This window comes from Metallibacterium sp. (assembly GCF_054637675.1).
Genome location: NZ_JBTSRB010000033.1, coordinates 24,034 through 34,161, shown reverse-complemented (window position 1 = coordinate 34,161; position 10,128 = coordinate 24,034). Strand labels below are relative to the sequence as shown.

Annotated in this window: 10 protein-coding genes; 4 read left to right on the top strand and 6 right to left on the bottom strand. The window is 63.8% G+C overall.

The annotated features are described in order from the left end of the window. Positions 1-239: 239 nt before the first annotated feature. The 4 genes from ACYDAT_RS10750 (at position 240) to ACYDAT_RS10735 (ending at position 3,607) form a co-directional block, all read left to right on the top strand. Positions 240-1,265, top strand: a complete 1,026-nt coding sequence (locus ACYDAT_RS10750) for a hypothetical protein (protein WP_461450035.1) — start codon at positions 240-242, stop codon at positions 1,263-1,265. Then, a complete protein-coding gene (locus ACYDAT_RS10745) occupies positions 1,262-2,020 on the top strand; it encodes an ATP-binding cassette domain-containing protein (protein WP_461450034.1) in 759 nt (252 codons plus the stop codon). Before ACYDAT_RS10750 ends, ACYDAT_RS10745 begins: the two co-directional genes overlap by 4 nt. 5 nt (positions 2,021-2,025) lie before the next feature. After that, on the top strand, positions 2,026-2,628 hold the full coding sequence (locus tag ACYDAT_RS10740; protein WP_461450032.1) for a 4'-phosphopantetheinyl transferase family protein: 603 nt from the start codon (positions 2,026-2,028) through the stop codon (positions 2,626-2,628). A gap of 232 nt (positions 2,629-2,860) precedes the next feature. After that, positions 2,861-3,607 (top strand): pyridoxine 5'-phosphate synthase, encoded by a 747-nt coding sequence (locus ACYDAT_RS10735; RefSeq protein WP_461450030.1) that lies wholly within the window; start codon positions 2,861-2,863, stop codon positions 3,605-3,607. A gap of 72 nt (positions 3,608-3,679) precedes the next feature. Here ACYDAT_RS10735 and ACYDAT_RS10730 read toward each other — a convergent pair whose 3' ends face one another. The 6 genes from ACYDAT_RS10730 to gyrB form a co-directional block, all read right to left on the bottom strand. Further along, positions 3,680-4,102 carry an ExbD/TolR family protein gene (locus ACYDAT_RS10730; RefSeq protein ID WP_461439219.1) on the bottom strand — a complete coding sequence of 141 codons (423 nt, stop codon included), beginning with the start codon at positions 4,100-4,102 and terminating at the stop codon, positions 3,680-3,682. A 46-nt stretch (positions 4,103-4,148) separates the two neighbouring features. Beyond that, on the bottom strand, positions 4,149-4,568 hold the full coding sequence (locus ACYDAT_RS10725; RefSeq protein WP_461439218.1) for an ExbD/TolR family protein: 420 nt from the start codon (positions 4,566-4,568) through the stop codon (positions 4,149-4,151). A 27-nt stretch (positions 4,569-4,595) separates the two neighbouring features. After that, complete coding sequence (locus ACYDAT_RS10720) at positions 4,596-5,327, bottom strand: MotA/TolQ/ExbB proton channel family protein (protein ID WP_461439221.1); 732 nt, start codon at positions 5,325-5,327, stop codon at positions 4,596-4,598. Between the two features lie 113 nt (positions 5,328-5,440). Then, the gene (locus tag ACYDAT_RS10715) at positions 5,441-6,019 is read right to left on the bottom strand and encodes an energy transducer TonB (RefSeq protein ID WP_461439217.1); all 579 of its coding nucleotides are present in this window, start codon (positions 6,017-6,019) and stop codon (positions 5,441-5,443) included. A 237-nt stretch (positions 6,020-6,256) separates the two neighbouring features. Beyond that, complete coding sequence (locus tag ACYDAT_RS10710) at positions 6,257-7,534, bottom strand: tetratricopeptide repeat protein (RefSeq protein WP_461439216.1); 1,278 nt, start codon at positions 7,532-7,534, stop codon at positions 6,257-6,259. 166 nt (positions 7,535-7,700) lie between these two features. Then, complete coding sequence (gyrB, locus tag ACYDAT_RS10705) at positions 7,701-10,124, bottom strand: DNA topoisomerase (ATP-hydrolyzing) subunit B (protein WP_461450028.1); 2,424 nt, start codon at positions 10,122-10,124, stop codon at positions 7,701-7,703. Between the last annotated feature and the right edge of the window lie 4 nt (positions 10,125-10,128).

Below are 10,128 nucleotides of genomic sequence, written 5' to 3'. Positions count from 1 at the left end.
GAGCCTGCCGAAGACGCGCTCGGGCAAGATCATGCGCCGCATCCTGCGCAAGATCGCCGAGAACGCCCCCGATCAGTTGGGCGACATCTCGACCCTGGCTGATCCCTCGGTGGTGCAGAGTCTGGTCAGCGAGCGGCTGATCCGGTGAATACTGGCACCGAACGTGGTCGACATCGTGCCGCCACACGGTCGCGGACCGCGCGCGCAGCGGCGTGGACACACTGAGCGAAGCCACGCACATGCGAACCTTGTTGCTGACCGAGGCATGGTGGCGCTGGCGTGCGCGTCATGGCTTGGCGCCGGGTCGGTTGCACTGCGCGCTCGCCGTGTGGCGTCTCGGACTGCCCGTCATGGGCGCGACGGCCGCAGGCTTTGTGCTGGTGTGGCTGCTGCCCAATGTGGCTTTGCTGTGCGCGCGCTACCCACTGTTTCCGCTGCTGTTGCTGGCCGCATTCGCTGCACGCGGTGGGCTCACCACAGCGCATGCGCTGCGTGTCGCGGCGGCCGAGCATTGGCTACAGGCACTGCCGCTGTCTGCGGCGTGGCGGCGCACGCACGCATGGTTGCTCGCCAGCCTGCGCGCATTTGCGCGCGCAGTGCCGCTGTGGCTGGCGCTGTATGTGGCGGCGTTTTGCGTGGCGCCGCACGTGGCGCCCGCCGCGGCTGGTATCGCCGCCAGCGTCATGCTATTGGCTGGCACCTGCGGCAGTTTGCTGGGCATGTGGCGCGCGCGCGCTCAACTCGCACCAAACGCCATGCCGCGTGCCTACCCCGTTGTAACCCCGTGCGCCGCGCACACCAGCGCCAGTGTTGCCTCGCTGCACGCCATGCTGTGGTGTTGGCAACTGCGGCGCCTCGGACATCTGCGCCCCGATCGCCACAAGCTGTTGCTCGCCGTGTTGGCACTGATGCTACCCATGGGCACGCCGCTTGGCGCCGCGCTGTCCATACTCGCTTTCGCCTGGCTGATGGCCAGCGCACTCGACGTGCTGGCCATCAGTCGCGCGACGCTGCTGCATGTGCTCATGCTCACCCAGGCCTGCACCACCACGCCACGGCGCTGGCTGCTGGTGCACCTGCCACTGCCCTTGCTGGTGATTGTCGGTGGCAGCCTGCTTGCGGCGACAGCTACGCGCGCGCTGAGCTTGGTAACCTCATGGCTGCTCACGGCACTGCTGTTGCTGCTTGTCTTCTGCGGCGCCGGGTTGTTGCCGTTGGTAATGCAACTGTTGCGGCAGCGGCAGCGGCTTGATCCGTGGCGATGAACCCCGCGCCAGCGCTGCTGGAGGTGCGCGGGCTGTGTGTCGGACGCGGCGCGCAACGCATTCTCGATGCCGTCGATATAGGTATTGCCAGCGGCGAAATCGTCGCGCTGCTGGGTGCCAACGGCGCCGGCAAGACCACGTTGGCGCGTTGCGTGGCCGGGTTGATGCGGCCCCAGGCGGGTTCTGTGTGGCTCGACGGCGCGCGCGTGGACAGCGCGCACCCGGCCAGCCGCAGCGCGCTCGGCATGGCGGTCAACCACTGGCTGTTGCCGCTGGAACTCAGCGGCAACGAATGCGTGCAATTGTTCGCGCGCGGCCAGGGCCAGCCTGATCACGCGCGTGCCGCCGCGCCCTTGCTGCTGGCGTTGGGCCTGGATGCGACCCTGCTGGCGCAGTCGCTGGGTCGTTATTCCATGGGCATGCGGCAGAAGCTCGGCTTGGTGCTGGGCATGCTGGGCAGTCCGCGTCTGCTCGTGCTGGACGAAACGTTGAGCGGCTTGGATGCCGCGAGCCTGGCCGCTGCCGAGGCGCAGTTGCGCGCGCGCTGCGCGCACGGCGCCGCGGTACTGTTGGTGACGCATGCCGTGGAGCATGCCGCACGCTTTGCCGATCGCCTGTTGCTGTTGCATGCAGGACGTATTGTTGGCGCGTGGCGACGCGATGAGCTCGCTGCGCTGGCCGGGCAGGGACATGACTTATTGCAGGTGCTGGGAGCAGCCACGGCGACTCCGGCCGGCTCAGGGGATGCAGGATGAGCGCCATGCTCAACTCGCGCACAATGATCCATTGTTGGCTGACGCCATGGTCGGCCGCCAGCGGCTGGATTTGGGTGCGCGCCACGCTGGCCGAGGCGCTCGAGGTGGACCCCGCAGTACTGCTGATCGCGCGCGACGCGCGCGGCAAGCCGCAGCTCGGCGGCGTGCTCAACGACTGGCACTTCAGCCTCAGTCACAGCGGCGGCTGGGCGCTGTTGGTGCTGGCGCATGTGCAGGCCGTGGGCGTGGATCTGGAATCGCCGCGACCGCGACCGCGACTGCTGGCGCTGGCGCAGCGCTACTTCACCGCCGCCGAAGCAGACATCTTGCACAGCCTCCCCGAGGCCGAACGCTTGCAGGCGTTTTACGCGCTGTGGACCGCCAAGGAAGCGGTGCTGAAAGCGGCCGGCGTCGGCATCGGCTATGGCCTCGCCAGGGTAGGCATGGCTTGGCGCGCGGCGGGCTGGGACGTCAATCGATTTGCGGGCGCGTTGGCGCCGGCGGCGGCTTGGCAGCTCCATCGCCTGGCGCTGCCCGCACCACTGATTGGGCATATTGCATGGCGTGGTCCGGAACGATTGATTCGTTTGATGGAATCGGCTGACTGACCGACTTGGTTGCGCGGCTCTGCCGGCCCTGCTGGGCTTGCGCGGTACTGGGCGGAACTTTTCGGCTGGCGCCGCACTCTCAGTTACGCATCTCCTGCCGTGACCGTACCGCGAGACGTAACCGGTGTGACACGGATTCAAAGCGCGCTACTGGCGCGCTTTTTTTTGCTGGGCGTGTTTTGGTGCATGCCAATCACTGGCATGCTTGCCGGCGCCGGCCCCGGATAATGCCATGACCCAGCTCAGCGTCAACATCAACAAGATCGCGGTGTTGCGCAATTCGCGCGGCGGCGATGAACCCTCTGTCCTGCAGGCCGCGCGCGCTTGCATCGCGGCCGGCGCGCAGGGCATCACCGTGCACCCGCGCCCGGATCTGCGCCATATCCGCCCACAGGATGTTTTGGATCTGGCGGAGCTGTGCCATGGCCGGGCGGAATACAACATCGAGGGCAACCCGTTCGCGCCGCCGCGCGGGGCTTATCCCGGCCTGCTTGAACTGGTGCGCGCCACGCACCCCGCGCAAGTGACCCTGGTGCCAGATGGCGATGCGCAGCTCACCTCGGACCATGGCTTCGCGCTGCCCGGCGATATCGTCAAACTGCAGCCGCTGGTCGCGGCGCTGCGCGCGCACGCCGGACGTGTTTCAGTTTTCGTGGATGCCGGCGCTACGGATTTCACGGCGTTGGCCGGCATCGGCGTGGCACGCATCGAAATCTATACCGGCCCCTATGCCGAAGCCTGCGCCGCGGGTGATTGCAGCGGCGCGCTGAATGCCTGTGTGCGCACGGCGCGGGCGGCACGCGCGGCGGGGCTGATGGTCAACGCCGGGCATGATCTGGATCAGCGCAACCTGCTGCTTTTGCGCACGGCCATTCCCGATCTGGCGGAAGTCTCGATCGGCCATGCCTTGATCGGCGAAGCCCTGTACGTGGGCCTCGCACCCACCGTGCGCGCTTATCTGGCACTGCTGCGCGACTGAGCGGTTGGGCGCAGCGCAAACGCAAAGGGCGCCGCGTGACGCCCTTGCGGATGCAACATCTTGTCCGACGGCTTAGCCCCCGCCCTGATCGGTGTTTTCGAAGCCGATCTTTTCCAGCCCAGCCCTCTTGGCGTCGGCCAGCACCGCAGCCACGTTCTGATATTCGACGTTGGGCGAGGCGTTGATCTGCAGCTCGGGTTGCGGATTCTTGACCGCAGTGACCGCCAGCTGTGCCTTCAATTCGGAGATCGTCACCGGCAGGCTGTTCCAGAAAATCGAGCCGTCGGCGCGAATCTGCAGCTTGATCGGCTCCGGCGGATTGAGCGGCGGTTGCACATTGCGGTTGGGCTGCGGCAGATCGATGCGGATGCGGTGCGTCAGCATCGGCGCGGTGATCATGAAGATGATCAGCAACACCAGCATCACGTCGACCAACGGCGTGACGTTGATCTCCGCCATCGGGCCGCTGCTGCCACTCTTGCTGCTGAAAGCCATTGCTTGCTACCTCGTGGATCCGCCGGGCCGCGCGCCCGGCGCGGACTCAGTGTTTGCCGGTGGTGACAAAACCGATCTTGATGATGCCAGACTGCTTGGCATCGGCCAGGATCTTGGAGACTTCCTTGAAGCGGATCGAACGATCGGCGCGCAGGTGAATCTCGGGTTGCGGGTTCTTGGCCGCTTCCACGGCGAAGCGCGCGCGCAGCTCGTTCTGCGTCACCGACGAGTCGTTCCAGTACATGGCACCATCGTTCCTGACCGCCAAGTCGACCGACCCGCCATTCTGGGCCGGATTCGTTGTCGGGCTGGCGATGGGCAGCTCAACCTTGATCTTGTGTGCGGCCAGTGGCGCCGTGATCATGAAGATGATCAGCAGCACCAGCATCACGTCCACCAGCGGGGTGACGTTGATTTCGGACATCAGGGCACCGCTGTTGGCGCCCCCTCCGCTGCTCATTGCCATGGGTCGATCCTCTGCCTGCGCGGGTTATTACTTCTTGGCCGGGGCAGCAATTTCGCCGACGCGCGCACCGGTGGCGAAGAAATCGTGCAGGTCATGCGCGAATTCATCGAACTTGGCGTAGGTCACGCGATTCATGCGCACGAAGAAGTTGTAGGCAAACAGGGCCGGGATCGCGGTGCCCAGACCGATCGCGGTCATGATCAGCGCCTCGCCCACCGGACCAGCTACCGCGCCGATATCGGCCTGACCGGATGCGCCAATGGCAATCAGGGCGTGGTAGATGCCCCATACCGTGCCGAGTAGACCGACGAAGGGCGCCGCCGAACCGACCGTGGCCAGTAGGGTCAGGCCGGTTTCAAGGCGCATGCTCTCGCGGGCCACGGCTTGACGCAGCGCGCGATCGACGAACTCGGAGCGGCTCAGCGTCTGCGCGATGGCGCCACCCTCGGCCTTCTGGTGGTGCGAGGCCGCCTGCGCGCAGTCCAACGCAATCTTGGAGAATGGCTCGGAGGGCGGCTGCGCCTCCATGGCGCGAATCGCATCTTGCGGCGAAGGTGTATGCCAGAACGCATCAATCACCTTGTTCATGCGCGCGCGCACCTGACTGTTCTTGATCAGATTGAAAATGATGTAGTACCAGGACAGTACCGACATCACGATCAGCACGATGAAGACCAGCCATCCCAACCAGTCGAAGTTGTGGATCAACTGGTCAAAACCGGCCTGCTGCAGCGCATGGGCGTTGGCGTTGCCGCTCAGCGTCGGCAGCGGCGCGCCGGAAGGAGGAATGGCTGCGCCCTGGGCGGCCGACGAGGAGGTGGAGGCTTCTTGCAGCATGACACTACCCTTTGAGCAAACGTGGACGGGTTCGGTTAGAAACCGAGATTGCTTAGCTTGAACTGGACCGGGACTTTCACCCAACCGCCGACAGGCTTGCCATCCCTGCTGCCGGGGTTGAACTTCCATTTCCGTGCTGCCTCAATGGCGGCACGGTCGAGATCGCGATACCCACTGGACTGGTCAACCTTGACGTCCAGCACCGAGCCATCCGGGCCCACCAGTACCAGAAGGTACACCGTACCTTGCTGGTGTTGGCGCACAGCCGAGATCGGATAACGCGGCGGCTGCCGATCGTTATACGAAATATCCTGGCTGGGCGCGATGTCCACGGGTGCAGGGGGCGGTGCCGGCGGCGTGACCACGGCTGCCGTGGACATGGCGGACTGCTCCTGCACCGGCGGCGGCGGCGCCGGCGGCGGCGGCATCGGCGGCGGCTTGATGACCTGAATGATTTTCGGCGGCGGCGCCTTGGGCGGCACCGGCGGCGGCGGCGGCGGCGGCGGCGGCGGCGGCGGCGGCTTGATGAACTCCACCTGCACGATCTTTTCCTTCGCCTTTTCCTTCGCCTGCGGCGGCGCCGCTGGCGACAGCATCATCAGGATCGCGGCCACGTGGATCGCAATAGCTCCGGACAACGCCCAAGTGCGCTTCCAGTTGAATCGGGTTGCCCCGGATTGATCGGTACTCGACGCCATCATTCAACCAACAATGCTGAGTGCTTCATCGCCGGGCCCCGCGCGACCTTGGCTTGCGTCGCGAGGGTTCGAAAGCCCGCCACAGTACACGAGAATCATGACTGTGTATAGCGCGCGTTCAGCCTCAAACGAGGCCCGGACCCAGTGCTTGAATTACTTCTTGCCGCCGCGCAATTGCTTGAGCACTTTTTCGGCGGCGGCACGCGTTTCGGGATCCTGCGCGGCCTTCTCGAATGCGGCTGTTGCGGCCTTGCGATCTTTTAGCGCGAGGTCGGCGTTGCCGATCAGCGCCCACGCCGCACCCACGCGTTTGACACCGCGCTTGAGCGCCGTCTGCATCAAGCTGCGTCCCGCGGTGAATTTTTGATCCTGGATCAGCAACTGCGCACGCATGAAGTCCATATCACCGTCCTTCGCATAAGGCGAGGCCTTGGTCCACGCGGCCATGGCCTTGTCCTGCTCGCCAGCGACGTAGTCTGCGTCGCCGAGCAGCTTGTAGGCCTCCAGGCTCGGCGTGACGATCTTCTTGCTCAGACCTTCCTGCACCACCGCGGCGGCTTGCAGCGCGTTGGGCTTGGGGTTGTCCTGGTTCTGTGCGATATACAGGTACATCTTGGCCAGATTGATGTAGTCATCGTTGCTGGTGTAGAGCCCGCGCGCTTTGGCTGCAGCCATGACCTTGAGCGCCTTGTCGGGCTCCTTGGCCTGGATATAAACGCTGACCAGATTCTTGACCGCAGCCTTGTCATCGGGATTCTTCGCCACGACGGCCTCTTCCAGCTTGGCCGCCTGACTGTAATCGTTGAGGCCGAAGTAGCTGGCCATCAACAACTGGTTCCACGAGTCCGGGGCATCGGGCTTCAGCGCCAGCGCTTGTTTCATTGCCCCAATGGCATTCTGGTACTGGTTGAGCCGGTAGTAGATATTGCCTTCCAGCGCATAGGCCGCGCCGGATCGCTTGCCACCCTCGGTCATCCACTTTTGCAGCGTGGTCAGCGCCGGCTGCCACTGCTCGTCCTGCGCCTGGATCTGGGCGATGGTGAGCATGGTGTCGAAGTAATCGTCGTTGGACAGCGAATTCAGATCCAGTGCCTGCTGCAACAGTGGTATCGCGGCCTTGATGTTGCCAGCGTTCATCTGGATCTGGGCCAGGCCGCGCAGCGCCATGGCCTTGGCGTACTTACTGGATGAATCCTTCAATATCTTGTTGAGATCGCCCGTGGCCTTGGCGTCATCCTTGCTGTTGAGCGCGTTGAAGCCCGCTTGCAACATGCGCTGCTCGCGCTCGCTGCGCAGGTCGTTCTGCGGCTGCTCACGCTTGGCGTTGGGATACTCCGGCGCCTTCTTGGCGTCCTTGGCATTGGCGGCACCAACGGCCATCAAGGCCAAGGCCAGCAGCAACAGGAACTTGGACAGGGAACGAACTTTCATGCTGACCTCACGGGGGAGAGGACGCCGCAGCGTGCGGGGTGGGAATACGAAGGGTAATCGCTGGCGCGCATTCCGCCAAGTTGCGCCGCGGCAGGCATGCGTTGCATACGAATACACACGGCGTCGCGCACCGCCCCGACCAAGGCTGCGCGCTTGCACGCGTCCGTCAAATATCGAGATTGGCGACTTTGAGCGCGTTGGATTCGATGAACTCGCGACGTGGCTCGACCGCCTCACCCATCAGCATGGCGAAAACGCGATCGGCACTGATCGCATCTTCAATGCGAACCTGCAGCAGGCGTCGGGTTTCCGGGTTGACCGTGGTTTCCCAGAGTTGCTCGGGATTCATCTCGCCAAGGCCCTTGAAGCGCTGGATCATGCGCCCCTTTTTGGCTTCTTCGAACAGAACCGCACGCACTTGTGCAAGGTTCTGCACAACGCGGCTGGCATTGCCCCGGCGAATGCTGGCGCCAGCCTCGATCAAGCCGTGAGCAGCACGGCTCAGTTCGAGAATGGGACGAAACTCGGCGCTGGCGAAAAATCCGCGCGCCATGGCCCACGTGTGCTCCAGTCCGTGCTGGCTACGTGTCAATAACAGCACAGCGCCGTGCTCGCCACCGGGCTGCACGGTGAAACCGTAGCGCGCGCGCCCTAGCCCCTCTGCGTTGAGTCCGGTCACCAGCGCATCGGCCCATGCCTGCAGCGCTTGCGCATCATGCCAGGCACCCTCTTCCAGCGGTGCATGCTCGAACATGGCCCCGAGTACAGCGCTGTCGCAGCGCAAACTGAGACGCGGCAAGGCATCCTCAGCCTGCTGCCACAGATGCAGCAGGCGCTCCAGTGCTTCAGCACGGATTGGTGGAACGCCTGCGCCTGGCATCAGTTCAGCGCCCTCGACGGCACTGTTCAACAGGTAGGCGTTGAGCGCGGCATCGTCCTTGAGGTACATCTCCTGTTTGCCCTGCTTAAGCTTGTACAGCGGCGGCAAGCCGATATAAACATAACCACGGTCTATCAATTCGGGCATCTGCCGGTAGAAGAAGGTCAACAGCAACGTGCGGATGTGGCTGCCATCCACGTCCGCATCAGTCATGATGATGATTCGGTGGTAGCGGATCTTGTCGGGGTTGTATTCATCCTTGCCGATGCCGCAGCCCAGCGCGGTAATCAGCGTGCCGACCTCAGCCGAAGCTAGCATGCGGTCGAAACGCGCCTTCTCGACGTTGAGGATCTTGCCCTTGAGCGGTAGCACCGCTTGGTTGCGGCGGTTGCGACCCTGCTTGGCCGAGCCGCCAGCCGAGTCACCTTCGACCAGAAACAATTCCGACAGCGCCGGGTCTTTTTCCTGGCAATCGGCCAGCTTGCCAGGCAGGCCGGCGATATCCAGCGCGCCCTTGCGCCGAGTCATTTCGCGCGCCTTGCGCGCCGCTTCGCGCGCGCGCGCGGCGTCGACAACCTTGCCGGCGATGGTGCGTGCCTCGTTGGGATTTTCCAGCAGAAATTCTTCCAGTGTCTGGCCAACACCCTGCTCGACCACGGTCTTGACCTCGCTGGAAACCAGCTTTTCCTTGGTCTGCGAGGAGAACTTTGGATCTGGCACCTTGACCGAGAGCACCGCGATCAATCCCTCACGCATGTCGTCACCCGACAACTGCACCTTGGCGCTTTTGGCCAGGTTCTCACGCTCGATGTACTGCGTCAGGGTGCGCGTCAACGCGGCACGGAAGCCGGTGAGGTGGGTGCCGCCATCACGCTGCGGGATGTTGTTGGTGTAGCAGTACACGCCTTCCTGGTAACCGTCAGTCCACTGCAAGGCCACCTCAACCTCGATGCCATCGGCGCTGTAATTCAGGCTGATCACCTTGGGATGCAATGGGGTTTTCAACTCAACCAAGTGCTGCACGAAGGCGCGAATGCCGCCCTCATAGGCGAAAACGTCCTCGCGCTCTTGCCCTGGACGCAAATCCGCCAGCTCAATGCGCACCCCCGAATTGAGAAAAGCCAGCTCACGCAGGCGTTTGGCCAGAATGTCGTAGTGGAACTCGGTGATCGCAAACACTTCCGTGCTGGGTAGAAAGCGCACCGTGGTGCCACGCCGCGAACTGGCCTCAATGTCGCGCATCGAGAACAGCGGCTCGCCCATGCGGTATTCCTGACGGTGCATGCGGCCCTGGCGATGAATCTCCAGCCACAAGTGCTCGGACAAGGCGTTGACCACGGATACACCGACACCATGCAGGCCACCGGAAACTTTGTAGGCATTGTCGTCAAACTTGCCGCCGGCGTGCAGTACAGTCATCACCACCTCGGCGGTGGAACGGCCCTCCTCGGGATGGATTTCAACCGGGATACCGCGTCCGTTATCCTCGACGCTGACCGAACCGTCCTCATGCAATTCGACGCGTACGCGATCGCAGTGCCCGGCAAGTGCTTCGTCGATGGCGTTATCCACCACCTCGAACACCATGTGGTGCAGGCCCGTGCCGTCATCGGTATCGCCGATATACATGCCGGGACGCTTGCGCACCGCTTCCAATCCTTTGAGAACCTTGATGCTGCTTGCGTCGTAGTGTTGCCCGGATTCACTCATGCCG

What these genes read in the sequence shown, in the direction of transcription:
- ACYDAT_RS10750 (WP_461450035.1), top strand. Translation starts at nt 240, where the DNA reads ATGCGAACCTTGTTGCTGACCGAGGCATGGTGGCGCTGGCGTGCGCGT.
- ACYDAT_RS10735 (WP_461450030.1), top strand. Translation starts at nt 2,861, where the DNA reads ATGACCCAGCTCAGCGTCAACATCAACAAGATCGCGGTGTTGCGCAAT.
- ACYDAT_RS10725 (WP_461439218.1), bottom strand. Translation starts at nt 4,568, where the DNA reads ATGGCAATGAGCAGCGGAGGGGGCGCCAACAGCGGTGCCCTGATGTCC.
- ACYDAT_RS10745 (WP_461450034.1), top strand. Translation starts at nt 1,262, where the DNA reads ATGAACCCCGCGCCAGCGCTGCTGGAGGTGCGCGGGCTGTGTGTCGGA.
- ACYDAT_RS10730 (WP_461439219.1), bottom strand. Translation starts at nt 4,102, where the DNA reads ATGGCTTTCAGCAGCAAGAGTGGCAGCAGCGGCCCGATGGCGGAGATC.
- gyrB (WP_461450028.1), bottom strand. Translation starts at nt 10,124, where the DNA reads ATGAGTGAATCCGGGCAACACTACGACGCAAGCAGCATCAAGGTTCTC.
- ACYDAT_RS10740 (WP_461450032.1), top strand. Translation starts at nt 2,026, where the DNA reads ATGCTCAACTCGCGCACAATGATCCATTGTTGGCTGACGCCATGGTCG.
- ACYDAT_RS10710 (WP_461439216.1), bottom strand. Translation starts at nt 7,534, where the DNA reads ATGAAAGTTCGTTCCCTGTCCAAGTTCCTGTTGCTGCTGGCCTTGGCC.